General features: G+C 62.1%; 19 protein-coding genes. 6 read left to right on the top strand and 13 right to left on the bottom strand.

Features of this window, described 5'->3' with window-relative positions; all coding sequences use genetic code 11:
• Nucleotides 1–60 precede the first annotated feature (60 nt).
• Complete coding sequence (locus BM269_RS19920; RefSeq protein ID WP_090440967.1) at nucleotides 61–861, top strand: nidogen-like domain-containing protein; 801 nt, start codon at nucleotides 61–63, stop codon at nucleotides 859–861.
• Nucleotides 862–914: 53 nt separating this feature from the next.
• On the opposite strand, the gene BM269_RS19915 is transcribed toward BM269_RS19920, so the two are convergent.
• From BM269_RS19915 to prpR, 8 genes are all read right to left on the bottom strand, one after another.
• A complete protein-coding gene (locus BM269_RS19915) occupies nucleotides 915–1613 on the bottom strand; it encodes a LytR/AlgR family response regulator transcription factor (protein WP_090440962.1) in 699 nt (232 codons plus the stop codon).
• Nucleotides 1601–2305, bottom strand: a complete 705-nt coding sequence (locus tag BM269_RS19910) for a LytR/AlgR family response regulator transcription factor (RefSeq protein WP_090440959.1) — start codon at nucleotides 2303–2305, stop codon at nucleotides 1601–1603. Before BM269_RS19910 ends, BM269_RS19915 begins: the two co-directional genes overlap by 13 nt.
• Nucleotides 2302–3330: a sensor histidine kinase gene (locus BM269_RS19905; protein ID WP_090441391.1), complete on the bottom strand. Its 1029-nt coding sequence runs from the start codon at nucleotides 3328–3330 to the stop codon at nucleotides 2302–2304. Before BM269_RS19905 ends, BM269_RS19910 begins: the two co-directional genes overlap by 4 nt.
• Before the next feature lie 11 nt (nucleotides 3331–3341).
• Nucleotides 3342–4379, bottom strand: coding sequence for a sensor histidine kinase (locus tag BM269_RS19900; protein WP_170860437.1), 1038 nt, complete (start codon nucleotides 4377–4379; stop codon nucleotides 3342–3344).
• A gap of 13 nt (nucleotides 4380–4392) precedes the next feature.
• The gene (locus tag BM269_RS19895) at nucleotides 4393–5427 is read right to left on the bottom strand and encodes a sensor histidine kinase (RefSeq protein ID WP_090440954.1); all 1035 of its coding nucleotides are present in this window, start codon (nucleotides 5425–5427) and stop codon (nucleotides 4393–4395) included.
• Nucleotides 5428–5506: 79 nt separating this feature from the next.
• Nucleotides 5507–5965 (bottom strand): DUF6328 family protein, encoded by a 459-nt coding sequence (locus BM269_RS19890; RefSeq protein WP_090440951.1) that lies wholly within the window; start codon nucleotides 5963–5965, stop codon nucleotides 5507–5509.
• Complete coding sequence (locus BM269_RS19885; protein WP_090440948.1) at nucleotides 5935–7914, bottom strand: acyltransferase family protein; 1980 nt, start codon at nucleotides 7912–7914, stop codon at nucleotides 5935–5937. The genes BM269_RS19890 and BM269_RS19885 overlap by 31 nt, the downstream gene beginning before the upstream one ends.
• A gap of 83 nt (nucleotides 7915–7997) precedes the next feature.
• On the bottom strand, nucleotides 7998–9635 hold the full coding sequence (prpR, locus tag BM269_RS19880; RefSeq protein WP_090440945.1) for a propionate catabolism operon regulatory protein PrpR: 1638 nt from the start codon (nucleotides 9633–9635) through the stop codon (nucleotides 7998–8000).
• 147 nt (nucleotides 9636–9782) lie between these two features.
• Between prpR and prpB the strand changes: the two genes are divergently transcribed.
• Genes prpB through prpF form a run of 4 tightly spaced genes read left to right on the top strand, consistent with a single transcriptional unit; the run spans nucleotide 9783 to nucleotide 15634 of the window.
• Complete coding sequence (gene prpB, locus BM269_RS19875) at nucleotides 9783–10670, top strand: methylisocitrate lyase (protein WP_090440942.1); 888 nt, start codon at nucleotides 9783–9785, stop codon at nucleotides 10668–10670.
• Between the two features lie 25 nt (nucleotides 10671–10695).
• On the top strand, nucleotides 10696–11847 hold the full coding sequence (gene prpC / locus BM269_RS19870) for a bifunctional 2-methylcitrate synthase/citrate synthase (RefSeq protein WP_090440938.1): 1152 nt from the start codon (nucleotides 10696–10698) through the stop codon (nucleotides 11845–11847).
• Between the two features lie 2 nt (nucleotides 11848–11849).
• A complete protein-coding gene (gene acnD / locus BM269_RS19865; protein ID WP_090440935.1) occupies nucleotides 11850–14447 on the top strand; it encodes a Fe/S-dependent 2-methylisocitrate dehydratase AcnD in 2598 nt (865 codons plus the stop codon).
• Nucleotides 14447–15634 carry a 2-methylaconitate cis-trans isomerase PrpF gene (gene prpF / locus BM269_RS19860; RefSeq protein ID WP_090440931.1) on the top strand — a complete coding sequence of 396 codons (1188 nt, stop codon included), beginning with the start codon at nucleotides 14447–14449 and terminating at the stop codon, nucleotides 15632–15634. Before acnD ends, prpF begins: the two co-directional genes overlap by 1 nt.
• A 312-nt stretch (nucleotides 15635–15946) precedes the next feature.
• On the opposite strand, the gene BM269_RS19855 is transcribed toward prpF, so the two are convergent.
• From BM269_RS19855 to tssI, 4 genes are read right to left on the bottom strand one after another with little or no spacing between them, the layout of a single operon-like run.
• A complete protein-coding gene (locus tag BM269_RS19855; protein ID WP_139232805.1) occupies nucleotides 15947–16381 on the bottom strand; it encodes a hypothetical protein in 435 nt (144 codons plus the stop codon).
• Nucleotides 16378–17577, bottom strand: coding sequence for a PAAR domain-containing protein (locus BM269_RS19850; RefSeq protein WP_170860436.1), 1200 nt, complete (start codon nucleotides 17575–17577; stop codon nucleotides 16378–16380). Before BM269_RS19850 ends, BM269_RS19855 begins: the two co-directional genes overlap by 4 nt.
• Before the next feature lie 53 nt (nucleotides 17578–17630).
• Nucleotides 17631–18461, bottom strand: coding sequence for a DcrB-related protein (locus tag BM269_RS19845; RefSeq protein WP_090440921.1), 831 nt, complete (start codon nucleotides 18459–18461; stop codon nucleotides 17631–17633).
• 12 nt (nucleotides 18462–18473) lie between these two features.
• On the bottom strand, nucleotides 18474–20993 hold the full coding sequence (gene tssI / locus BM269_RS19840; protein WP_090440918.1) for a type VI secretion system tip protein TssI/VgrG: 2520 nt from the start codon (nucleotides 20991–20993) through the stop codon (nucleotides 18474–18476).
• Nucleotides 20994–21239: 246 nt separating this feature from the next.
• On the opposite strand from tssI, the gene BM269_RS30060 reads away from it, so the two are divergent.
• Nucleotides 21240–24536: a sensor domain-containing protein gene (locus BM269_RS30060; protein ID WP_090440915.1), complete on the top strand. Its 3297-nt coding sequence runs from the start codon at nucleotides 21240–21242 to the stop codon at nucleotides 24534–24536.
• On the opposite strand, the gene xth is transcribed toward BM269_RS30060, so the two are convergent.
• Nucleotides 24533–25297: an exodeoxyribonuclease III gene (xth, locus tag BM269_RS19830; protein WP_090440912.1), complete on the bottom strand. Its 765-nt coding sequence runs from the start codon at nucleotides 25295–25297 to the stop codon at nucleotides 24533–24535. The genes BM269_RS30060 and xth overlap by 4 nt on opposite strands.
• Between the last annotated feature and the right edge of the window lie 44 nt (nucleotides 25298–25341).

The raw sequence follows: 25341 nt of genomic DNA, 5'->3' as shown, positions 1-25341 counted from the left end.
TTTACTTTACATTAACTAAATTGGTATAATTGCAGTTCCTGTTGCCACAAAGAGAATGCCGTGTCCAAACTGACCAAGCTGTTGCTCGCCGCCGCGCTGGCTTTTAGCGCCAATGCCCATGCATCGCCGATCCTGACTGGTTTCACCCAGACCAAGGTTGCCGCTGTCGATGATGGTTCCACCAAGGTCAATCTGGCTGGCGGCATGAAATTGGGCCTGAACGGTTCCATTTACAGCAGCCTGTTCATCAACACCAACGGCAATGTGTCCTTTGGCTCCGGCATGACGAACTACGTGCCGGCTTCGTTCGAAAGCAATTCCTACGCGGGCTCCTTCCTGGCGCCATTCTTCGGCGACGTCGATATCAGCAACGGCGGTGGCTCCATCGGCTATGGCAACACCAAGTTCGACGGCCATGATGCCTTTGCGGTAACGTGGTCCGGCGTTGGCTATTACCCACGCAAGAACGACAAGAAGAACACTTTCCAGCTGGTGCTGGTCGACCGTTCGGATACCGGTGCCAACAACTTCGACTTCTACTACAACTACGGTTCGATCCAATGGGACAAGACCACCACGGCCGATAAGTCGCGTGCGGGCTTCCATCTCCAGGGCACGGCTGCCGATTTCGAATTCGAAGGTTCGGGCGCCGCCAAGCAGTTGCTGGATTCGGGCAAGCACGCGCTGGTCAAGGGTAGCAACGTCGGCGTGGACGGCCGTTATGCCTTCAATGTGCGCGATGGCGTTGCTGAATATGGCTTGGCGCCGGTGACTCCGGCGGAAGTGCCGCTGCCGGGCACCTTGCCTCTGCTGGGCGTCGGCGCTATTGCACTGGCTTACGGGCGCCGCCGCAAGGCCTGAGCGCAGCGCAGCACATCGAAAACCCGCTCTCCGAGCGGGTTTTTTTTATTTGATCAGAACTCCTGCAGTTGCTTGAGGGCTGCCATCCGGCGGCGCGAGACTTCCACCGTCATGTCTTCGATGCGCAGGGCCATGGTGCCGCCTTCGCCATTGGCGATGCCCTTGACTGCGGCCAGGTTGACGATATGGCGGCGGTTGGCGCGGAAGAATTGCTGCGGGTCGAGGCGCTGTTCCAGTTGCAGCAGGGAGCGCGCCAGCAGCGGCGTGGCGCCGTCGAAGTAGAGGCGGGTGTAGTTGCCCTCGGATTCGAACAGGCGGATATCTTCCAGGCGCACGAACCAGCAGCGCTCTCCGTCGCGGATGAACAATTTGCGCGGAGCCGCGCTGCTTGCCGGCGCAAGGCCCAGGCGCACGGCCGCCCGTTCCAATGCCGCGGCCAGGCGTTGCGGCTCGATGGGCTTCATCAGGTAGTCGAGCGCACTCGCTTCAAAGGCTTGCAGGGCGTACTGGTCGAAAGCGGTGGTGAAAATCACTTCCGGCGCGTCGTCCAGCGTGGCCAGCAGGTCGAATCCGCTACCGCCCGGCATTTGCACGTCCAGCAGCAGCAAGTCCGGTTGCAGGGCCGAGATTTGCAGCGCAGCTTCCGCGGCATTGGCGGCTTCCCCGACAATGGTAACGCCGGTGTGGGAGGCCAGCATGCGCCGCAGTTCGGCGCGCGCCAAGCGTTCGTCGTCGACAATCAGGACGTGCATGATGTTGTTCGGCTCCCTGGATGAATTGGTCGCTGCGAGCATACATCGATTTCGGTATCGCCGCACACGACTTCCACCGCCATGCCTGCCACCTTCAGCGCGAGCGAACCGCCGGCTGTTTGTACGATGCGGTCAACGTCGGCAAGGTTGACCAGATGGCGGCTGCTGGCGCGGAAGAACTGCTGCGGGTCGAGCATTTGCTCCAACTGCGACAACGGGCGGGCAATCAGCGGCGAGCCGCCGTCGAAATAGGCGCGCGTGTCACGGCCTTCCGCTTCGAACAGACGGATATCCGTCAGGCGCACGAACCAGCAGCTTTCGCCATCGCGGATAAACAGCTTGCGCGGCTTCTTGCCCATGCCGGCACGGACAGCGGCACGCTCCAGCGCGGCAGCAAGGCGTTGCGGATGGATCGGCTTGAGCAGGTAGTCGGCCAGGCAGGGACCGTGGCCCGTGGTGAGAATGACTTCCGGTACGTCGTCCAGTGCATCGAGCAGGTCGAAGCCGCTGCCGTCCGGCATATGCACATTGAGCAGGATCAGGTCCGGCGCCAAAGTGGCGGCTTGTGCAATGCCCTCAGCAACGCCTGCGGCTTCCCCGACGATTTCAAGGTGCTGGTGGCCGGCCAGCAGGCGACGCAGCTCCTTGCGGGCCAGTCGTTCATCGTCGACGACCAGCACACGCATCATCATGGCAACGGGAAGGCGAGGGTAGCGTGCACCCAGCCATCGCGTTCGACCAGCTCCAGGCTGGCATTGCCGCCCTTGGCATGCAGCAGCCTTTTACGGGCGTTGGCCAGGCCGACACGCGTTGAGCCAAGCCTGGCCAATGCGCCGCGGTTGGCTACTTCGATCAATGCACGGCCATTGGCATGGGAGGCGCTGATGCGGATCTCCGTTCCGACGCTGCTTTGCTCGACGCCGTATTTCACTGCGTTTTCGACCAGCGTCTGCACGGCCATCGGCGGGATCGCCACGGTATCCATGCCGCCGGCGATATCGATCGCTACGCGCAGGCGTTCCTCGAAGCGGATCTTCTCGATGGCAAGGTAAGACTGGACGGCCTCCATCTCTTCTTTCAGCGGCACGGTGTCGGCATAGCTGGAGGCCAGCGTATAGCGCATCAGCGTTGCAAGCTGGTCGATCATTTGCGCGGCCGATTGCTGGTTCTCGAAAATCAGCGCACGCACACTGTTCAGGCTATTGAAGAAGAAATGGGGGTTGACCTGGGCTTGCAGGGCTTTCAATTCGGCTTCCTTGGCCAGCACATCGAGGCGTAACGCTTCCGCTTCGAAGCGGTTGGCGCGGCGCAAGGCTGTGGCGGCCATGTACGACACCTGCCACGCCGCCATGATGCCCGACCAGAACAGGAACAGCATCGGCAGCCAGCTGCCGCCGTCGGCCACGCCGACCAGGGTGCGCGCGATGACGGTGACACACGCCAATTGCAATGGGCCGAGGATGAAAATGGCCACGGCGAGCTGGCGCCAGTCCGCCCGGCGCGAGTTCCAGCCGCGCAGCTTCATGTAGCGGTGCCACAAGTCGGTCAGCAGCAGTCCGCTGACGCCATCCAGGATGCAGGTCAGGACTGCGCCCGGTTTCTCCAGGAACGGCCCGTTGACCAGCAAGACGAAGGCGGTAACAGTACCCCAGCCGAGTCCTTGCAGGATCCAGTACCAGTTGATCCTGGCCAACAGCGGTCTTTGCGATTGTTCCATGTCCATGTCGGTCAGGCGGCGAGCGGAAAGCGCAGGGTAGCACGTACCCAGCCCTCATCTTCGCTCAGGTCCAGGCTGGACTGCTCGCCCTTTGCGAGTTCCAGCCGTTTGCGTGCATTGCCCATGCCAACGCGGGTCGAGCCGGTATTGGCAAGTAACGCGCCCTTGTTCGCGACTTCGATCACCGCATGCTCACCCGACTGGCGCGCAATGATGCGGATCTCGCTGCCATCGGTGCGGCGCTCGACGCCGTACTTGACCGCATTTTCAACCAGGGTCTGCAAAGTCATCGGCGGGATCGTGACGTGCGCCATTCCGGCCTCGATGTCGAAATGCGCGTGCAGGCGTTCTTCGAAGCGCAGCTTCTCGATATCCAGGTAGGCGCGCACGGCATCGAGCTCCTGCTGCAGCGGCACGCAATCGCTGAAGGTCGACATAAGCGTGTAGCGCATCAGGGTTGCAAGCTGGTCGACCATGTGGGCGGCGTTGTCGATGTTCTCGTACATCAGCGCACGGACGCTGTTCAGGCTATTGAAGAAAAAGTGCGGGTTGACCTGCGATTGCAGGGCGCGCAACTCCGCGTCCTTTGCCAGCACTTCCAGTCGAAGTGCTTCCGCTTCGAGCCGCGAAGCGCGACGCAGGGCAACAGCTGCCATGTAGCTGATGGTCCAGCCCAGCATGACGAGGCACCAGAAGGCCAGGTCCATTGGAATGCTTTCCGAAAGGCCGACAAAGGCCATGTGCGGCGCGTAGAAGTAGGTAGCCAGTTCAGAGACAGCTGTCTGCACAGGCGCCAGTACCAGCACCGCCACCAGCGGCAGGCGCCAGTCATTGCCATGACGATTCCAGCGCCACGACTTGAAGAGACGGTGCCACGCATTGGTCAACATCCAGCCGCTGACAATCACCAGGATGAATGCGACCAGTAACCTGGTGTTCGTATAGCGGCCATTGCCAAGGATGAAGAGCAGCAGCAGCGTTCCCCAGCCGGCGATTTGCAGCGTGGAGAACAATCCAAGCCGGGTGGCCGGGGAGAGGTTACGGTCCATATGGTCGGTTCCTTTATGCGGCGGTGGGGAAGCGCAAGGTGGCTCGCACCCAGCCATCGTTTTCAGCCAGGTCGAGCGTGGCATGCTCGCCTTTGGACAGCGCGAGGCGCTTGCGCGCATTGCTGACGCCAACGCCGGTCGAATTGCGGCTTGCCAGGATGCTGCCTTGATTTGCCACCTCGATGATGGCAGTGCCTCCGGAGCGCTGCGCGCGTATGTTGATTGCGCTGCCGCTGGTGGATTGTTCGACGCCATATTTCACCGCGTTCTCGACCAATGTCTGCAGCGCCATCGGCGGTACCGTGATGGCTTCCATGTCCGCGCCTATGTCGATGTCGAATTGCAGCCGTTCTTCAAAGCGGATTTTCTCGATCGCCAGGTAGGCCCGGACGGCGCCCAATTCCTCATGCAGCGGAACGCAATCGTTGTAGCTGGAAACCAGGGTATAGCGCATCAGGGTCGCCAACTGGTCGATCATATTGGCTGCGGAGCCGATATCCTGGTAAAGCAGTGCGCGCACGCTGTTCAAGCTATTGAAGAAGAAGTGCGGGTTGACCTGGGCCTGCAGGGCGCGCAATTCCGCATCCTTGGCAAGGACTTCGAGGCGCAAGGTTTCCGCCTCCAAAAGCAGCGCCTCCGCCTCCAGGCGTTGGTTGCGGCGCAGGGACAGGGCTGCCATGTAGCAGACATTCCAGGCCAGCATGACGCCAAACCAGAACGTCAGCAGCATCATGAACCACACCGGGCTGCCGACGTACCAGTTGGCACCGGAAACGTGATAGTCAATCGCGGTGTTGCTGACAGTTTGCACCAGGCCCATGGCTGCTGCTGATAGACCTGCGGCTTGCCAGCCAAGCCGCTTGCCACGCCGCTGTAGCCGGAAGTTGCACAGGCGCCGCCACAGGGCGGTCAGGGCCAGGCCGGTCAGCCCGCACCCGAGGGCAAGCGGAAAGTAAGTCACATGAAGCATATTGACGACGGCTACAAACAGGGCGACACCGCTCCATCCGAGGGCCTGCAGCAGCCAATAATAATGTTCTCTTTTCATGGGCTGGAAGCATACCGTATCGAGCCGGCTGCCGTTCCAGCGATATGACGAGTGGTCGAAACGGATGACGGGCGGTTGCTCAGCGCCGGTGCCGGCGGGCGTGCAGGGGAAAGACGAACCAGGTGCCAATCAGCAGCAGGAAGGCGGCCAATCCTCCGGCCGCGCTGCCCATGTCGCTGCCGGTGACCATGTAGAGCACCACCGCAATGTCCAGCGCCAGGCCGGCGGCCAGCGGTGCCAGGGCGTAACAGATGGCGCGCGAGGAGATCTTGATCGCATGCATGGAAACCTGGCCGGGTTCGGCGAGCCGGTGGTAGGCGGCGGGCAGCATCACCAGCGCAATGGCTACCACCACCAGTGCCAGCGCGGCGGCGTGGCAGTCCTGGGCATAGACCGGCAGCTTTTCGAAGCGGTCGTTGAAGACGGCGATGGCCTGGAAACCGAACAGGGCCTGGATACCTGGCAGTATCATGCGCGCCTCTTCAATGATGCGCCCCATCTGTTCTTTCAGTGACTCTCTTTCGGTGTTCTGGTCCATGCCGCCGATTCTAGCGGGCAGCCGGTTTCGCAGGCGCGCGGCTGCCCTGCCGCGACGCTGTGCGCCACCAGCGCTGCGCCGTAGGTAGACATGTGGTCGTCATCGAAATACAGGGCCTTGGCATCCTTTACGGCGTAGCAGCGCGCAGCATCGCAGAACAGCGATTCAGGCCGCAGGATGCGTACGCCGGCTGGCAGTTCGGACAAGCGCTGTTCCACATAGGCGCTGCGGCGATGCCACCAGTCCATGCTAACGCCGTCCACGGTGCGCGGATCGTCGGCCTGGCGTATCAGCTTATCCACCTGACTCGGCAGTTCAGGCGCCTGCAATACGACGGTCACATGTTTGCCTGCGCTGACAAAGCGGTTCAATATCGTCTTGTAGGAAGCCCATATGGCGATCCGCTTGGCATCGGTAAATTCATCCGGCAGGCGCGGGTAAATGCCTTCGTGGTCGCCGAACAGGGCGCTGTGAATGCGGTAGCTGACCACCACTTCCTTGATGCGCGGATCTGCGGCGATGAAATCGACTGCCTCGCGCGTCCAGTCGCTACAGCCGGGGTTGACGTCGGCACGCTGGTAGGACGGCGAGCAGCCACTGAAGGTGAACTGGCGCACGCCCTGCTGGCTGCTTTTCAGCTCTACCGCCAGCGCGTACGCCAGTTCGATCGCGTGGCTGTCACCGAACACCGCCCATTCGCCATCGGGGCCATTGAAGGCGCAGGCGTCTTGCGGCTTGCGATAATCGAGACCTTTGGTATGGCAGGCCGTCCGCTTGGGGCTTGCGGCAACAGTGCGCAGGACTTCCTGTTGTTGCGGCGTGGTCTTCACGGACCGCATGCCGTCGGTCTTGTGGCCGGCGATGCCGATGCTGAAGAACAGCAGCGAGCCGGCAATGGCGAAGGCAAAGACCTGGGGACGTCCGAACTTGTTGCGGTTGCGGAAGGGCTTTTCGACAAACTGCCAGCTAAGGTAGGCCAGCACCATGGTCAGCACGACCAGGCTCGCCATCAGCGCTGGACTAGGGCCTTCCACGCTGCGGTGGCGTGCGAACGCCAGGATAGGCTGGTGCCATAGGTAGGCGCTGTAGCTGACAAGGCCCACGCCGACCAGGACCCGGCTGCCTAGGAGCTTGCCCACGGTGGTCGAAGGGGCGGCGAACAGGATGATCATCGCCGCACCGACCGTAGGCAGCAGCGCATATACGCTGGGGAATGGGGTGTATTTGCTGAAGGCGAAAATGCTGATGCCGATCAGGCCGAGTCCGCCAAGGCTGGCGAGTTCGCGCACACGTTGCGAATGCCGGCCCGCACCGGGCCGGGACATGTAGTAGGCGCACAATGAACCGATGGCCAGTTCCCAGCCGCGTGTGGGCAGCAGGAAGAACGTGGCGGTTGGGTCTTTGGCGACACCCCATTGCGCTACGCCGAGGCTGGCGAGCGCCGTGCCTACCAGCACCGCCAGCAACAGCCGCTGGTCGCGGCGCCAGAACAGCATCAGGAACAGGGGGAACAGCAGGTAGAACTGCTCTTCGACCGCCAGGCTCCAGGTATGGAGCAGCGGCTTGAATTCGGCGGAGGAATCGAAGTAGTCGCTCTGCTGCCAGAACAGGATATTGGACGCGAAGGCGATTACCGCCACCAAGCTTTGCGAAAAGCTTTTGAGGTCGTCGGGCACCAGCCAGAACCAGGCGAACGGCAGGCAGGCAAGCAGCAGCAGGAATAGCGCGGGCAGGATGCGGCGGGCCCGTCTTTCGTAGAAATTGAGGATGGAGAACTGGCCGGCTTCCAGTTCATTGATCAGGATAGTCGTGATCAGGTAGCCGCTGATGACGAAGAAGATATCCACGCCAACGAAGCCGCCGCCAAAGAACTGGAACCCTGCGTGAAACAGGATCACCGGCAGGACGGCAACCGCCCGTAGACCATCAATTTCCCTGCGATATTCCATGTAATGCCCCTGAACTCAACGCCAGAAGATACTACGGGATTGTCATTGATGCAATGTGTTGTGGCATTGACGCCTCGGGCGGGTCAGAATTCCTGCTCTTCGCGCAGGCGGCGCCAGAGCGTGGTGCGGCTGATGCCAAGGTAGTCGGCGGCGGCGTCGCGCCGCCCTCCGAAGCGGGCCAGCACTTCGGTGGCGCTTTCCAGCACGCCGGGGCGCTGCGCGGACGCGGGTGACGCGGCCGGTTGCAGCAGCGGGTGCGAAAGGGAATTCAGTTCGGGCGCGACAGCGGCAACGAAGCTGGGCGTCAGGGCCTGCAGCGGTTCTGCAGCGAGGAACAGGGCGACCCGTTCGGTCAGGTTGCGCAGTTCACGCACGTTGCCCGGCCAATCGTAGCGTAGCAGCAGGGGCGCGCAAGCTGCCAGTTCGGCCGGCAGGTTGGGGTGGGCGCGCGCACCGAGGCTGGCCAGCGCCGTGCGCAGCGACCATTCTGCCAGCGGCAGGATGTCGGTCGGGCGTTCGCGCAGCGGCGGCAACGACATGCGCAGCACGGCCAGGCGATAGAACAGGTCGGCGCGGAAGTGGCCTTCGCGCACCCGGGCTTCAAGGTCACAGTGGGTGGCGCTGATGATGCGTACGTTGACAGGAATCGGGCGTGTGCCGCCGACCCGAACCACTTCGCGTTCTTCCAGGACGCGCAGGAGCCGGGTTTGCAGTGCCAGCGGCATCTCGCCGATTTCATCGAGGAACAGCGTGCCGCGGTTGGCGGCTTCGAACAGTCCCGCGTGGCCGCCGCGGCGGGCACCGGTGAAAGCCCCTTCTTCGTGCCCGAACAATTCCGATTCCAGCAGCGATTCCGCAATGGCGCCGCAATTGACCGCGACAAATGGCCGGTTGGCGCCGCCCAGGGTGCGCGGCGATTCGCGGTGGATGGCCTGCGCCACCAGCTCCTTGCCGCAACCGGTTTCGCCCTGGATCAGCACGGTGGCAGGCGATTTGGCATACAGCACGACGGCCTGGCGTACGCGCTCCATCGCTTCGGACTCGCCGCGCAGGTCGGCCAGTCCGTGCTTGGCGCGCAGGGTGTCGGCCACCACGTGGCGCCGGTTGCGGTTGGTTTCAAGCTGCGCCAGGCGCGCCAGTTCCAGTGCATCGTCGAAGGCCTGCCGGATCGAGGCTGCGGAGTAGACGAAGACGCCGGTCAAGCCGGCTTCTTCGGCCAGGTCGGTAATCAGGCCGGCGCCGACGATGGCCTTGATGCCCGATGCCTTCAGGTCATTGATCTGCGCGCGCGCATCTTCTTCGGTTGCGTAGGTGCGCTGTTCGATCGGCACGCCGAAAGTGGCGGCGAATTCCGCCAGCGCCGGCATGTCGTCCTGGTAGGTGATTACGCCGATGCGGTCGGAGATCTTGCGTGCGCGGGCCAGGGCCTGCATGAAATCGAAGCCGCTGGCCTTGGCGATCACCACCGGTATCGACAGGCGGCCCTTCAAATAGGCCGCGTTGGAGCCGGCTGCAATCACCGCATCGCAGCGTTCCGTCGCCAACCGTTCGCGGATATGGCGCGCCGCTTCGTCGAAACCGAGGTTGACCGGTTCGATATCGGCCAGTGCGTCATATTCCAGCGTGATGTCGCGAAACAGTTCCGACAGGCGCGAAACGGAAACGGTCCAGATCACGGGCTTGTCCGCAGGGTCGAAGGGGATGGGAGTCGAATGTCGCATGTTTCACCGAAAACGTTTCACGTGTTTCAATTTGAAACATTATACTCTGGCGCCGGCGTTGCAAGTGCTTGATTTTGCAGGACAGCAGCGGCTGGCACGCCGCTTGCACTATGGACGGCAGACTTCTCCATAACGTTTAAGGACATCATGAGCCAATATTCCGCAGGTGCCGCCTTCCGCAAGGCCGTACAAGAAGAATCCCCGCTGCAGGTGGTGGGTGCGATCAACGCCAACCACGCCCTGCTGGCCAAGCGCGCCGGCTTCAAGGCGATCTACTTGTCGGGCGGCGGTGTGGCAGCCGGCTCCCTGGGCTTGCCGGACCTGGGCATCTCCAACCTGGATGACGTGCTGACCGACGTGCGCCGCATTACCGACGTGTGCGACCTGCCGCTGCTGGTGGACGTGGATACCGGCTTCGGCTCCTCGGCCTTCAACGTGGCCCGTACCGTAAAGTCGATGATCAAGTTCGGCGCCGCGGCAATGCATATCGAAGACCAGGTGGGCGCCAAGCGATGCGGCCACCGTCCGGGTAAGGAAATCGTCTCCAAGGGCGAGATGATCGACCGCATCAAGGCCGCCGTTGACGCGCGCACCGATGAAAACTTCGTGATCATGGCGCGCACCGATGCGCTGGCAGTGGAAGGCCTTGAGGCAGCAATCGACCGCGCAGTGGCTTGCGTGGAAGCCGGCGCCGACATGATCTTCCCGGAGGCGATGATCTCGCTGGACATGTACAAGCAGTTCGCAGCAGCGGTAAAAGTTCCGGTGCTGGCCAACATCACCGAATTCGGTTCGACTCCGCTGTTCACCGTGGAGGAACTGAAGTCCGCCGACGTAGGCCTGGTGCTGTATCCGTTGTCGGCCTTCCGCGCCATGAACAAGGCGGCCGAAAATGTGTACACCGCGATCCGCCGCGACGGCACCCAGCAGAACGTGGTCGACACCATGCAGACCCGCGCCGAACTGTACGAGCGCATCAACTATCACGACTTCGAGCAGAAGCTGGATGCGCTGTTCGCCGCCGCCAAAAAATAATTCGACGATCCGAGGAGAGACCAACATGACCGAGCAAGCCCCAACCTTCAAGCCTAAGAAATCCGTTGCCCTGTCCGGCGTTGCAGCCGGCAATACCGCCCTGTGTTCCGTCGGCAAGACCGGCAACGACCTGCACTACCGCGGCTACGACATCCTGGACGTCGCCACCACCTGCGAATTCGAAGAAATCGCCTACCTGCTGGTGCATGGCAAGCTGCCGAACATCGCCGAACTGAAAGGCTACAAGAAGAAGCTGAAGTCCCTGCGCGGCCTGCCGCAAGGCGTGAAATCGGCACTGGAAGCGCTGCCTGCCTCGGCCCACCCGATGGACGTGATGCGCACCGGTGTGTCTGTGCTGGGCTGCTGCCTGCCTGAAAAGGACGACCACAACATCGCCGGCGCGCGCGACATCGCCGACCGCCTGATGGCTTCCTTCGGCTCCATGCTGCTGTACTGGTACCACTACAGCACCAACGGCAAGCGCATCGACGTGGAAACCGACGACGACACCATCGGCGGCCACTTCCTGCACCTGCTGCACGGCGAAAAGCCATCCGAATCGTGGGTCCGCGCCATGCATACCTCGCTGATCCTGTACGCTGAGCACGAGTTCAACGCTTCCACCTTCACCAGCCGCGTGATCTCCGGCACCGGTTCCGACATCCACTCCGCCATCACCGGCGCGATCGGCGCATTGCGCGGTCCCAAGCACGGCGGCGCCAACGAAGTCGCGCTGGACATCCAGCAGCGCTACGAAAACGCCGACGAAGCGGAAGCCGACATCCGCAACCGCGTCGCCAACAAGGAAGTGGTGATCGGTTTCGGCCATCCTGTCTACACCATCTCCGACCCGCGCAACGTGGTGATCAAGGAAGTGGCGCGTTCCCTGTCGCAGGAAGCGGGCTCGATGAAGATGTTCGACATCGCCGAGCGCCTGGAATCGGTGATGTGGGAAATCAAGAAGATGTTCCCGAACCTGGACTGGTTCTCCGCCGTGTCGTACCACATGATGGGCGTGCCGACCGCCATGTTCACCCCGTTGTTCGTCATCTCCCGTACCTCGGGCTGGGCTGCCCACGTGATCGAACAGCGCATCGACAACAAGATCATCCGTCCAAGCGCCAACTACGTCGGCCCTGAAGACCTGGCCTTCGTACCACTGAAGGACCGCAAGTAATCATGAACAGCCAATACCGCAAACAACTCCCAGGCACCAAGCTCGATTACTTCGACGCGCGCGAAGCCGTCGATGCGATCAAGCCGGGCGCCTACGCCACACTGCCGTACACCTCGCGCGTGCTGGCGGAAAACCTGGTTCGCCGCTGCGATCCGGCCACGCTGACCGCGTCGCTGTCGCAACTGATCGAGCGCAAACGCGACCTGGACTTCCCATGGTTCCCGGCGCGCGTGGTGTGTCACGACATCCTGGGCCAGACCGCGCTGGTCGACCTGGCCGGCCTGCGCGACGCGATCGCGGAGCAGGGTGGCGACCCGGCCCTGGTCAACCCGGTGGTGCCGACCCAGTTGGTGGTCGACCACTCGCTGGCCGTTGAATGCGGCGGTTTCGACCCGGATGCGTTCAACAAGAACCGCGCCATTGAAGACCGCCGCAATGAAGACCGCTTCGACTTCATCAATTGGACCAAGAAAGCGTTCCAGAACGTCGACGTGATCCCGCCGGGGAACGGCATCCTGCACCAGATCAACCTGGAGCGCATGTCGCCGGTGATTCAGGTGACCGATGGGGTGGCCTATCCGGACACCCTGGTCGGCACCGACTCCCACACCCCGATGGTTGATGCGCTGGGCGTGATCGCCATCGGTGTGGGCGGCCTGGAAGCGGAAACTGTAATGCTGGGCCGCGCATCCTGGATGCGCCTGCCGGACATTATCGGCGTTGAGCTGACCGGCAAGCCGCAGCCAGGCATCACCGCCACCGACATCGTGCTGGCGCTGACCGAATTCCTGCGCAAGGAAAAAGTGGTCTCGGCATACCTGGAGTTCTACGGTGAAGGTTCGACCGCGTTGACCCTGGGCGACCGCGCCACCATCTCCAACATGGCGCCGGAATTCGGCGCAACTGCAGCGATGTTCTCCATCGACGCGCAGACCATCAAGTACCTGAAGCTGACTGGTCGCGACGACGACCTGGTCGAACTGGTGGAGACCTACGCCAAGCACACCGGCCTATGGTCGGACGACCTGGCCAAGGTGGAATACGAGCGCGTCCTGACATTCGACTTGTCGACCGTGGTGCGCAATATCGCCGGCCCATCCAACCCGCACAAGCGCGTGCCGACCAGCGAGCTGGCCGCGCGCGGCATCTCGGGCGTGGTGGAAAACGAGCCAGGCAAAATGCCTGACGGCGCCGTCATCATCGCCGCCATCACCAGCTGCACCAACACCAACAACCCGCGCAATATGATCGCCGCCGGCCTGCTGGCCCGCAACGCGAACCAGGCCGGCTTGCTGCGCAAGCCATGGGTCAAGTCCTCGCTGGCGCCGGGCTCCAAGGCCGTCACGCTGTATCTGGAGGAGGCCGGCCTGATGCCTGAGCTGGAAACGCTGGGATTCGGTGTGGTGGCCTACGCCTGCACTTCCTGCAACGGCATGTCCGGCGCGCTGGACCCTGTGATCCAGAAGGAAGTGGTGGAGCGCGACCTGTACGCCACCGCGGTCCTGTCGGGCAACCGCAACTTCGACGGCCGTATCCACCCCTACGCCAAGCAAGCCTTCCTGGCTTCGCCGCCGCTGGTGGTTGCCTACGCCATCGCCGGTACCATCCGTTTCGACATCGAGAAAGACGTGCTGGGCCACGATGCCGCCGGCAATCCGGTTACCCTGAAGGACCTGTGGCCAAGCGACGAAGAGATCGATGCCATCGTCGCTTCCTCCGTCAAGCCGGATCACTTCCGCAAGGTCTACATCCCGATGTTTGCGCGCAGCGAAGAAGCTGCCGAACGCGCCGAACCGCTGTACGACTGGCGTGCGCAATCGACCTACATCCGCCGTCCGCCTTACTGGGAAGGCGCGCTGGCAGGCGAACGTACCCTGAGCGGCATGCGCGCGCTGGCCGTGCTGGGCGATAACATCACCACCGACCACCTGTCGCCATCGAACGCGATCATGATGGATTCCGCCGCCGGCGAATACCTGCACAAAATGGGCCTGCCGGAAGAGGACTTCAACTCTTACGCAACCCACCGCGGCGACCACCTGACCGCGCAGCGAGCCACCTTCGCCAACCCGACGCTGAAAAACGAGATGGTGCGCAATGCGGACGGCAGCATCAAGGCCGGCTCGCTGGCCCGCGTTGAGCCGGAAGGCAAGGTGACCCGCATGTGGGAAGCCATCGAAACCTATATGGAGCGCAAGCAGCCGCTGATCGTGATCGCCGGCGCCGACTACGGCCAGGGTTCTTCGCGTGATTGGGCGGCGAAAGGCGTGCGCCTGGCAGGCGTGGAAGCGATCGTGGCTGAAGGCTTCGAGCGTATCCACCGTACCAACCTGGTGGGCATGGGCGTGCTGCCGCTGGAGTTCAAGCCGGGCGTGAACCGCCTGACGCTGGGCATCGACGGCACCGAGACCTTCGACGTGATCGGCAAACGTGCGCCGCGCGCCACCCTGACTCTGGTGATCAACCGTAAGAACGGCGAGCGCGTGGAAGTGCCGGTCACCTGTCGCCTCGACTCGTCGGAAGATGTGTCGATCTATGAGGCTGGCGGCGTGCTGCAGCGCTTCGCGCAGGACTTCCTTGAATCCGCAAAGGCAGCCTGATGACCACACATAAACCCCAAATCAAGGTGCCGGCTACCTATATGCGTGGCGGCACCAGCAAGGGCGTGTTCTTCCGGCTGCAGGACTTGCCGGAAGCGGCCCAGGTGCCAGGGGCCGCGCGCGACGCCTTGCTGCTTCGCGTAATCGGCAGCCCGGACCCGTACGGCAAGCAGATCGACGGCATGGGCGGCGCGACATCGAGCACCAGCAAGACGGTGATCCTGTCCGCCTCCACCCGCTCGGATCACGACGTGGACTACCTGTTCGGCCAGGTCAGCATCGACAAGGCCTTTGTCGACTGGAGCGGCAACTGCGGCAACCTGTCGGCTGCGGTGGGTGCGTTCGCCATCAGCGGTGGCCTGGTTGCCCCGGCCCGCGTGCCGCGTGACGGCATGGCCGTGGTGCGGATCTGGCAGGCCAACATCGGCAAGACCATCATCGCCCACATTCCGATGACCAACGGCGAAGTGCAGGAGACCGGCGACTTCGAGCTCGATGGCGTGACCTTCCCGGCCGCCGAAGTACAGCTTGAATTTATGGACCCGGCTGCGGAAGAAGAGGGCGCGGGCGGTTCGATGTTCCCTACCGGCCGCCTGGTCGACGACCTGGAGGTTCCAGGCGTCGGCACGCTGAAGGCCACCATGATCAATGCCGGCATTCCGACCATCTTCATCAACGCGGACGCCATCGGCTACAACGGCACCGAGTTGCAGGAAGCGATCAACGGCGACGCCGCCGCGTTGGCCAAGTTCGAGACCATCCGCGCCTACGGCGCATTGCGCATGGGCCTGATCAAGGACGTGAGCGAGGCGGCCACCCGCCAGCACACGCCGAAGGTCGCCTTCGTCGCGCCGCCGGCCAGCTACGCCGCATCCAGCGGCAAGCAGGTGCAGGCCGGCGATATCGACCTGCTGGTACGCGCGCTCTCCATGGGCAAGCTGCACCACGCAATGATGGGCACTGCCGCCGTGGCAATCGGTACGGCAGCCGCGATTCCAGGCACGCTGGTCAACCAGGCTGCCGGCGGCGGCGAGCGCGAAGCAGTGCGCTTCGGCCATCCATCCGGCACCTTACGTGTCGGCGCGCAAGCTACGCAGGAGAAGGGTGAGTGGACCGTGAAGAAAGCCATCATGAGCCGCAGCGCGCGGGTCTTGATGGAAGGCTGGGTGAGGGTGCCAGCCGCTTGAGGTACTTGGCAATGCGTTCGGCTTGACGGCCGGACGCTTGCTCAGCCACTTCAGGCAGGCAGTAGTTTGTCTTCAAGGGCGTTCAGCATGCGCTATACAGCTGCACCAGCATTGGATCTTGTCTCGGCGATGGCATTACGCAGTTTCGTGGCATTGCCGGAAATATCCAGGCCATACGAGGCCAATGCATTGATGGAGTCGAGCGCAGCGATCGTCACCTCATCGTCTCCCACGTCTATAAGCCGCTGCAGTAAATCGAAACTGCGCTTTCATCGCATTCCGTTACACCACTTTGCAGGGCAGCATATGTGCTCAGCATAAGTGCGAGATTAATCGCTGAACGTCTTCTGCACGCGTGCTGTGGCGAGCCATCAACTGATCCAGCAATTGTTGCAGTTTTCCACGCAGGGAAAGTGGCAGTTCAATCTCCATATCGTCGAGTTGGCTTGCAGCGATTGCCGCGACGTCGAGGTAGGGCGAGGACGCGAGAAGCGTCGTCAAAGCGGCCACTCCATCATTACTCCCGAAGTCGCCAACAGCTTCCGCACAGCGCTCCTGGACGCATGCGGAAAACGATAATACCTTGGACTGCAAGCCGCGCCAATCTTCTGAGACAAATGCGCTCAAGGATTCGCTAGCCATCTCAAGATTGTATTCAAACCATGGAGAGGTCTCATCGCCAAGCAGTCTTTCGAATTCGCTCAGGGCGCTCGCATTCATTTTCGATCCTTTGTCGTTTTGATTCAAAGTCCATTTCCGCCGGTAGGGAACGACGAGGTGATGACACCGTTTTCTGTGATCACCTGCCACTGGACGCCATTGACCGTGTCGGTATGTAATACCCTGGTTACACCGTTCGACTCGCCGAGCACCCGGCCGGGCGCCTTCGCGGTGATCTGTCCTGCACGCAGAATGTCCGCGTTACTCCAGCTTTCCGGCGCAATGGTGTGGGTGTTCGGAGATTTACCCTTGGACCAGCCCCACGTTCCATCTTTTCGCACAATCATCATTTTAAAGTCTTTGACCGAGATAGTACCGTCCGGGTTGATGACCGTCTGGTCATGGCTCATTGTGTGGTTCGGCGAATTCAGGACATCCGGGGAATGGCCGCCAATAATATTGTTGGTTCCCGGCTTCGATGCTCCAAACAGGATTTTCGAATCGATCTTTGACAACGGTCCAATGAAATCTGGGTCACCTGGCACTGGCGGCGGTTTTGGCGCCTCAAGCCCCTCTGTCGCCATGACGCTCGTTGGTTGATTGCCAGCCGCCTTCCAGTTGGCGGCGTACTTCCCGCCAAGCATCCCGCCCAGGAAACTCCCTGCCAGCATCGACCACTTTTGGCCATCTGAGCCTTCGCCAAATAATCTCCCGCCGAGCATGCTTCCACCGAAGCCGCCGGCAATGCCGCCAACCACTCCGCCGACTGCGACGACTGGACCAGCGAGTACCACGGCTGCACCCGCGCCCACCACGAACAAGGCGACGTGAACCCAGGTTGGGACCAGGTCTTCCGCGTGAACTTCGTCAGTCTGCACGGTCTCGCCGCCGATATTCACATTGGGTGAACCTTTGGTGATGGTGGCGCTGCACGTGGTCTTGTCATCCACCCTTGCTGCCGGCATGCTGTTGATGAACACCTTGCCGCTACCGGTCGCCACCTTCTCTGTGTCTGTATGCTTGTCGCATTTCGCCATGTCGAGATGGGCGCGGATGGCGCGCAGGCCGTTGGTGAAAACATTTGGCGAGCCGGCGGTGGTGATCTTACCTACTTCCTCCTTGGGGGCCCAGCTCATGGTGCTCAGTACTTCGCCGATGCCGCCGCCCGCTGCTGCCGCACCGCCAATGATGGCGGCTGCGGCCAGGCCGCCGGTGCCGACTACAGCGACCGCCGTTACGGCAATGGCTGCAGCTGCGATGACGCCAGCCAGCAGCCAGCTCATGGTCGGGCTATGACCGATTGGGTCATTCAGCCTTGCTGCCGCTTGCGCCATCGCTAGCCTACCTGTTGTTCGAGGAAGTTGCGCACTGCGGCCAGATGGGGCAGGGCAGGAATATCCATCGGCGGATCGTAGATGTTTGCCAGATGCAGATTGGCGAGCAGGTTGGTGGCATCAGGGTTAGGATGGGGCGAGAGCTGGAACATGCCGGTGTTGCGCAGGCCGGGATCGTAGGAATTGGGTACCGTGAAGTGAGGTTGCAGCTGGTTCCCTGCGGCGTCGAAGAAGGCCCAGGTTTCCAGCTCCACTTCCCGCGGGTCGGTTTTGCGGCAGGCTTCGGCCTGGTTGGCAAAGACGTGCAGGCTGCGCCGGCGTGCGGAGAGGGCGAATGTGTAGGGCTGCGTGGCGACTACCACTTTACGCCTTGGGGCGGCCGCTGCGACACTTAGTGGATTGCGAAGCGTCATGCTGGCGAGGAGTCCATCGAATGCCGCATTCCACTCGTCGGTGAAAGCATTCAGGCAGGTCGCGGCGACCATCATGGCCTGGCGCGTGTCCGGCGCGGCTCCCTGGACGAGCACGATGGCCTGGCGCTGGTGCATGAAATTGCCTTCCTTGCGCCAGCTATAGGCCAGTTCGATCGCCGGCGAACCGCCGACCTGGCAGTCTTTCAGGCCTCGTAGCTGAAAGCGCGGCAGGGCGCGGCCCAGTTCCTTTTGCAGGCGCTCGCCGAAGTCGGCCAGGCTTTCCTCCGGCGGCACGTCGGCGTGGGTGATGACCACGCTGAATTCGCTGGGCCCATCATCTCTCACGACGAACATGTGCATGGACTTGTCTTTGAGCGGGGCCGGCAGCTCGAAGGTTGCGCTATTGGTGTGGTATTGCATCGTTGTCGGTTCCTACTTATTCAGGTCGATACGGTCGCTGCCGATGATGTCGATGTGTTTGCCCGAAATGGTGATGGTGCCGTCGGCGCGCAGTTCGATCTTGCTTGCGCCCACTTGCAGCGTTATGTCGGTGTTGGCCGTCAGGTGGATATGCTGGGTGTCGGATTTGATGTCGACGAATTTGCTTGCGCCCACTTCCACATGCTCGGTTTCGGCCTTGAGCATGACGTGTTTTTTCGCCGTCGCGCCGATATGCTCGGTTTCGGCTTTCAGCTCCACGAATTTTTTCGCGGTGGCGCCGATGTGTTCGGTCTCCGCCACTACTTCGACGTGCTTTTTGGCGGTGAGGGCGATATGTTCGGTTTCCGCGGTCAGCGCGATGTTCCGCTTGGCCAGCAGGTCGATATAGGATGTCTCCGACACTATTTCGATCTGCTGCTTGACCGTGTTGCGCTGGTAGCCCTGGCTTACCGTGTTGGTCTGGTGCGGGCCGTTGACCGTCGTTGCGTGCGCATTCTGCACTGTCGTGAGCATGTCCTTCTGCGCGTGGATGTTGATCAGCTCCGACCCCTTGGAATCGTGGATCACCATCTCGCTGAAGCCGCCGCCGCCCGGGGTGGAACGGCTCTTGAAGCCCATCATGTGGGCGCCGGCAGGCAAGGCATAAGGCGCCGGCTGGTCCGCGTTGAACAGGCGCCCGGTACACACCGGGCGGTCAGGATCGCCTTCCAGGTAGTCGATCAGCACTTCCTGTCCGATGCGCGGAATGGAAACGGTGCCCCAGCCCTTGCCGGCCCACGGTTGCGAGACGCGAATCCAGCAGGAGCTGGCTTCGTCGCGGCGGCCATAGCGGTCCCAATGGAACTGCACCTTGATGCGGCCATACTGGTCGGTGTGGATTTCCTGTCCCTTTGGGCCGACCACGCTGGCAGTCTGCGGGCCGGGCATGCGCGGCGAGCGATGCCCGCGCACGGGGCGGTAGGGGATCTTGCGCCGGATCGCGGTGAAGGTGTTGCGGTAGACGTCCTCCTGGTCGCTGGCGAAGAAGTTATTGCGGCAATCGAGCTGCACGCCAATGACCAGGAAGTCGTTGTCCTTTTCGTCGGTCACGTCAAACCAGTGGTGGCCAAGCAGCTTGAAGCTGTGGCCCGGCGCCAGGCCGCGGCAGTCGGATTCGCCGGCAAACAGCTTGGCCTGCCATTCCATTGCCTCCATGCGTAGTTGGGCTTCGCGCTCGCCGCTGTCGCGGTCCTTGTAGGAGAACGCAGGGTTGCCGTCGTAGACCTCGAGCGTCGGCACATCGCCCTGGCGTGAAGCGGTCGGCAGCTCCACGTATTGCACCGTGTTGGGCGATTTGAAATCGAAGGTGTTGAGCGCGATCTTGGTTGGCTGCAGAACGCGCCGGGCGGTGAAGGCAGTGATGGCATCGCGGTCATGCCAGCGGTTGCCGCCATTGAATTCGATCTCGGCGTGTGCCGACTGCGGCGGACAGAAGGTGCTGTCGCGCGAGTCGTCGCTGATCACCATGACGTGGCCTTCTTCGCTGTGTTCGAAGTAGTAGAACAGGCCGTATTTCTCCATCAGGCGGCTGACGAAGTGTTCGTCGGTCTCGTCGTACTGGACGATGTAGTTCTCCGGCAGGTAGGTCTTGGCAGTCCTGAATTCGTACGCCGCCAGGCTGCCGTATTCGGAGCTGAAGATCTGTGTCAGCACGTCCACAACGCTCAAGTCCTGGAAGATGCGCGAGTTGGTGCGGCGCTGCAGGAAAGCCAGCCACGGAACGATTTCGGCGTGGTAGAAGGCGAAACCTCCGTCCGAGCGGGTGAAGCCGAATACGTTGACGTAGCCGTTGACGAAATGCTCGCTGCCGTCGGCCAGGCGCACACCAACACTGACGTTCTTGCCCAGCAGGTCTTGCAGGTCAATGCTGGAACTCTTGGAGAGCAGGCTCAGGGTAAACAGGTAAGGCGACGACATCCGGGCTTCGCCCTGGATTGTCTCGACCAGCAGGGCGTTGTTGCCTTCCAGCGGCGAATAAAAGCGCAACAGGCGGCTGCCCTCGTGGAATGCGGCAAAGGGGCCACCGTCCACGACCTGCTGCAGTGCCGCCAACTGCGGCTTCATGACGGCCGGCGCATATTCCGGTGCGGGCGCCATGAAGTCAGTGATGGCCAGGCCGGCCAGCGGGTGCTCTTCGATCTGCAATGCCTTGGCGGCGGTTTGCACAGGAGCGGGCGCGGCCTCCCGGCCTGCCGCGCTTATTTCGGCCAAGCCAGTTGCCGCCAGCGTGGAAGTATCTTGTGCAAGTGCGGTGGCCGGTGCTTCGCTGCCGACGGCTGCGCCGATGCCGGCGCTGAGCGCGGTTTGCGCCAGCTGCGCGGCTGCGGGCGGCAGCTTGTCATGGGTTGCCAGTTCGACTGCGGTGGGTACTGCGGTATCGGCCAGTTTGCCGACCAGCGCGGACGCGCTCGCGGCCTTGCTTAACGGTGGCGAAGCGAGTGCGGTCTTGCCATCCAATGGACCAAACGACATTCGGGGCAGCTCCTATCAATTATCCGGTTGTGACAAATGCGTCTCGCGCGCTTATCAAATTTACAAAGTTGCGAAGAATATCAAATTGCGCCGAGGGCCAACGCACAGTTGAAAGAGGGGATTGATGCTGCGTAGCGGCAAAAACACATGTTTTTGTTGTAACAATGTCAGCAAACCCGGCCTTTCCTTTGACACGCCAGTTTTGTACGCTATGATCGGCTGGATACCCCCGGAGTCCAGGCGTACATGAATTCTGTTTCGAGCAATGTTGAAGTTGTGGCCAATGCCTTGCAGTTGGTCGGAATGCCAGCCTGCGCATGCGATGCCGACGGCTTGGTGTTCGCTTCCAACTCCGAATTCGACGCCTTGCTGCAGTCCGACCCGCGCGGCCGCAACGTGGTGGAAATGTGCGCCCGCCATGTCCGCGCCGAGGCGAATGCGCAGTTGAACGCCGCGCTGGTGGTATCGGCAGCCTTGCCGAATATGGCACCGCGCACCGCGCCGAAATGGGACAGTGTGCTGGTCAACGCCAGCGGCAATTACATCGCCGTACAACTGACCGTCAAGGCGCTGCCGGGCGGACTCGATGGCGGCGCCACCATCATCTTCAATGACATCAGCAGCGCCCAGCGCGATCAGCGCGCCCTGCGCAAGGCCATGCTGGAACAGCAGGCCATCCTGGAAAATGCGGCGGTCGGCATCATCCTCGCCAAGAACGGCTACGTCGTCGAATGCAATATGCGCGCGGCTGAAATGTTCGGCTATTCACGCCAGGAGCTGGAAGGCGCGCCGAGCGATATCCTGTACCCGACACCGGAAGAGGCGCTGCGCATCCGCGCCGAATTCTTCCCGATGCTGGCGAAAGGCACGCCGCTGACGCTGGAACTGCAATTGCGCCGCCGCGATGGCAGCCTGTTCTGGTGCCGCTCGAATGGCCGCGCGCTTGACCCGAGCGATGCTCGCGAAGGCACCGTCTTCATTCTGGAAGACATCAACGAACAGCGCGTGGCGAACGAAGCGATGGGGCGACTGCTGTTGGAGCAGAAGGCGATCCTGGACAACGCGTCGGTGGGCATCCTGTTTACCAAGAACCAGGAAATCCTGACGGTCAATCCGCGCATGGCTGAAATGTTCGGCTATACGCTGGAAGAACTGCGCGGCCGTCACGCGTCGCAGCTGTTTGAAAACGTGGACCAGCATTCGGCTTTCGGCTTGCAGGCGGGCCCCTTGCTCGCCGCCGGCCAGCTATTCGAACTGCGTGAGTGCGAGCTGATGCGCAAGGACGGCACGATCATCTGGTGCCGCGTGCGCGCCCAGGCGGTGGACCAGGAACATAACGCGGGCGGCACGATCTGGATCCTGGAGGACGTGACCTTGTCGCGCCAGACCCAGATGGAAGTCGAGGCCATCATGACCAATGCCTCGATCAGTATCCTGTTCACCAAGAATCGCCTGATCACGCGCTACAACCGTGGCTTTGCCGACATGTTCGGCTACCAGGGCGACGAGGCGCTGGGCATGCCGGGCCGCGCCATCTATCCGGACGACGAAACCTATCACCGCGTCGGCTCGATTGCCGGTCCGCTGCTTAGCCAAGGCAAGCACTTCCACTCCGAAACGCCGATGCGCCGCAAGGACGGAAGCGACTTCTGGGCCCAGTTGATCGGCTATGTGGTCAACCCGGAAGATCCGACCCAGGGCACGATCTGGATCATTGAAGACCGCACGGCGCAAAAGCATGACGAAGAATCGCTGCGTAACGCGCTATTGGAAAACCAGGCGATCCTGGACAGTGCCGTGATGGGCATTTCCGTTTGCGAGAAGGGCCGCAACCTGCGCTGCAACGCCAAGATGGAAGAGCTGTTCGGTTACGGGCCGGGCGAGATGGCCGGCGTCAGCGTGCAAACCTTCTACCCCGACCTGGCAGGATGGGACGTGGCGCGCAAGGCGACGGAAAAGGACTTTTTGGCCGGTCATGCCAGTTCTTACGAGTACCAGCTTGTGCGTAAGGACGGCAGCAGCTTCTGGGCACGCCTGTCGGGGCGCCCCTTCGATATGGCCGATCCGAAAGGCCGCTCGGTATGGCTGATCGACGACGTAACCTCGCGCCGCGAGGCCACCGAAGCTGTGCGCCGCGCGCGCGACGAGCTGGAGGTGCGGGTGCTGGAACGCACGGCTGAACTGGCCGGCGCCAATGCGCAGCTGCAGGCGGAGATCGTCGAGCGCCGCCAGGCCGAAGCCCGGGTACACCACATGGCTTACCATGACAGCCTGACCGGCCTGCCCAACCGCGCGCTCCTGGCGGACCGCCTGGATCGCGCCATGCTGGCGGCCCAGCGTTCGGAGCGCCGCCTGGCCGTCATGTTCATCGACCTCGACCGCTTCAAGACCATCAACGATTCGCTGGGCCACATGACCGGCGACGCCTTGTTGAAGGAAGTGGCGGCGCGCCTGGTAGGCGCGGTGCGCGCCAGCGATACCGTGGCACGCCTTGGCGGCGACGAGTTCGTGGTGCTGCTGCCCGGCATTCACTCCACGGACGAATCGAGCCACGTCGCGCAAAAGATCATCGACTTGCTGTCCGAGCCCATTCCGCTGGAAGGGCGCCTGCTGCACATCACGCCGTCGATCGGCATCTGCACTTATCCCGACGACGGCAGCGACGTCGCCACGCTGATGCGCAATGCCGATGCTGCCATGTACCATGCCAAGGCTTCCGGACGCAACAACTACCAATATTTCAACGAAGAGATGAACATGGCGGCGGCCATGCATTTCGAAATGGAGAGCGCCCTGCGTTCGGCGCTGCAGCTTGGCCAGTTCGAATTGCACTACCAGCCGATCATGGATATCGCCACGCGCCGCCTGGCCACGCTGGAAGTGCTGCTGCGCTGGCGCCGCCCGGCTGCCGGCCTGGTGATGCCGGACCAGTTCATTCCGCTGATCGAAGAGAACGGCCTGATCGTGCCGATCGGCGAATGGGTGCTGCGCCGCGCCTGCGAACAAAGCATGGAGTGGCAGCGCCAGGGCATGGCGCCGGTGCCGATGGCAATCAACCTGTCGGCGCGCCAGTTCATGCATCGCGGCCTGGTCGATTCGATCCGCCGTACGCTGGACGAGACGGGCATCGATCCGGCCCTGATTGAATTCGAGATCACGGAAACGGCCCTGATGCAGCATGGCGAACAGACGCTGGAGATCCTGGGCCAGATCAATGCGATGGGCATCCGCCTGTCGATCGACGACTTCGGCACCGGATATTCCTCGCTGGCTTACCTGAAGCGCTTCCCAGTACGCAAGATCAAGATCGATCGCGCCTTCATCAAGGACCTGGAAGAAAGCGCGGAAGACCGCGCCATCGTGGCCGCGATCATCGCGCTGTCGGACAGCCTGCAGCTGTCGGTGGTGGCGGAAGGCGTGGAGACGGAAGGGCAGTTCCAGCTATTGCGCGAGCATGGCTGTACTTTCGCCCAGGGCTACCTGTTCTCGAAACCTGTGCTGGGCGTGCGCGCCCAGCTCCTGATGGAACGACAGGCGGCTTAAGTACCCAGGGTGGCGATGACCGGCGCGTGATCGGAAGGTTGCTGCCATTTGCGCGGCGCACGGTCGATCACGCAGGACAGGCAGCGTTCTTTCAATGGCGCCGACAGCAGCACGTGGTCGATGCGCAGGCCCTTGTTCTTCTGGAAGCCCAGCATGCGGTAGTCCCACCACGAGAAAGTCTTTTCCGGCTGTTCGAACAGGCGGAACGAGTCGTGCAGGCCGAGGTCGAACAAGGCCTGCAGCGCGGCGCGCTCCTTGTCCGAGCAGAAGATGTCGCCTTCCATCGCTGGATCGTGCGTGTCGCGTATGTCCGGCACGATGTTGTAGTCGCCCAGTACGGCCAGGTGCTGGTTGCCGGCCAACTCTTCGCCCAGCCAGTCGCGGAAGCTGGCCATCCATCCCAGCTTGTAGGTGTATTTGTCCGAATCGAGCGCCTGGCCGTTTGGCACGTAGGCGTTCACCACGCGGATGCCGTTGATGGTCGCGGCCAGGATGCGCTGCTGTTCGTCCGGATACTTCGGATTGTTCTTGACCACGTCTTGCATCGGATGGCGCGACAGGATGGCCACGCCGTTGTAGGTTTTCTGGCCGTTGAACACCACCTGGTAACCCATTTCCTCGATTTCCCTGACCGGAAACTTGTCGTCCGTGAGCTTGGTTTCCTGGATGCAGAGCACATCGACCGGATTTTCACCCAGCCATTTCGTAACGTGCGGCAAGCGAACGTTCAATGAGTTAACATTCCAAGTGGCTAATTTCATGTCGGGCTTTCAAGTTGCGTGGGGGCAGATCTTATCAATACTCA

Origin of the sequence: Duganella sp. CF458, from assembly GCF_900113115.1 — a bacterium.
GTDB lineage: Bacteria > Pseudomonadota > Gammaproteobacteria > Burkholderiales > Burkholderiaceae_D > Rugamonas.
The sequence above is the reverse complement of the archived record's forward strand: the minus strand, read 5'-3'. Positions and strand labels throughout refer to the sequence as shown.

Bases quoted from the DNA above. Each gene is read 5' to 3' on its own strand.
- BM269_RS19915 (WP_090440962.1), bottom strand. From the start codon at position 1,613: ATGCACGTCCTGATTGTCGACGACGAACGCTTGGCGCGCGCCGAACTG.
- tssI (WP_090440918.1), bottom strand. From the start codon at position 20,993: ATGTCGTTTGGTCCATTGGATGGCAAGACCGCACTCGCTTCGCCACCG.
- BM269_RS19850 (WP_170860436.1), bottom strand. From the start codon at position 17,577: ATGAGCTGGCTGCTGGCTGGCGTCATCGCAGCTGCAGCCATTGCCGTA.
- BM269_RS19900 (WP_170860437.1), bottom strand. From the start codon at position 4,379: ATGGACCGTAACCTCTCCCCGGCCACCCGGCTTGGATTGTTCTCCACG.
- BM269_RS19885 (WP_090440948.1), bottom strand. From the start codon at position 7,914: ATGGAATATCGCAGGGAAATTGATGGTCTACGGGCGGTTGCCGTCCTG.
- prpR (WP_090440945.1), bottom strand. From the start codon at position 9,635: ATGCGACATTCGACTCCCATCCCCTTCGACCCTGCGGACAAGCCCGTG.
- prpB (WP_090440942.1), top strand. From the start codon at position 9,783: ATGAGCCAATATTCCGCAGGTGCCGCCTTCCGCAAGGCCGTACAAGAA.
- BM269_RS19905 (WP_090441391.1), bottom strand. From the start codon at position 3,330: ATGGAACAATCGCAAAGACCGCTGTTGGCCAGGATCAACTGGTACTGG.
- BM269_RS19910 (WP_090440959.1), bottom strand. From the start codon at position 2,305: ATGATGATGCGTGTGCTGGTCGTCGACGATGAACGACTGGCCCGCAAG.
- prpC (WP_090440938.1), top strand. From the start codon at position 10,696: ATGACCGAGCAAGCCCCAACCTTCAAGCCTAAGAAATCCGTTGCCCTG.
- acnD (WP_090440935.1), top strand. From the start codon at position 11,850: ATGAACAGCCAATACCGCAAACAACTCCCAGGCACCAAGCTCGATTAC.
- xth (WP_090440912.1), bottom strand. From the start codon at position 25,297: ATGAAATTAGCCACTTGGAATGTTAACTCATTGAACGTTCGCTTGCCG.
- BM269_RS19895 (WP_090440954.1), bottom strand. From the start codon at position 5,427: ATGAAAAGAGAACATTATTATTGGCTGCTGCAGGCCCTCGGATGGAGC.
- BM269_RS19845 (WP_090440921.1), bottom strand. From the start codon at position 18,461: ATGCAATACCACACCAATAGCGCAACCTTCGAGCTGCCGGCCCCGCTC.
- BM269_RS30060 (WP_090440915.1), top strand. From the start codon at position 21,240: ATGAATTCTGTTTCGAGCAATGTTGAAGTTGTGGCCAATGCCTTGCAG.
- prpF (WP_090440931.1), top strand. From the start codon at position 14,447: ATGACCACACATAAACCCCAAATCAAGGTGCCGGCTACCTATATGCGT.
- BM269_RS19890 (WP_090440951.1), bottom strand. From the start codon at position 5,965: ATGGACCAGAACACCGAAAGAGAGTCACTGAAAGAACAGATGGGGCGC.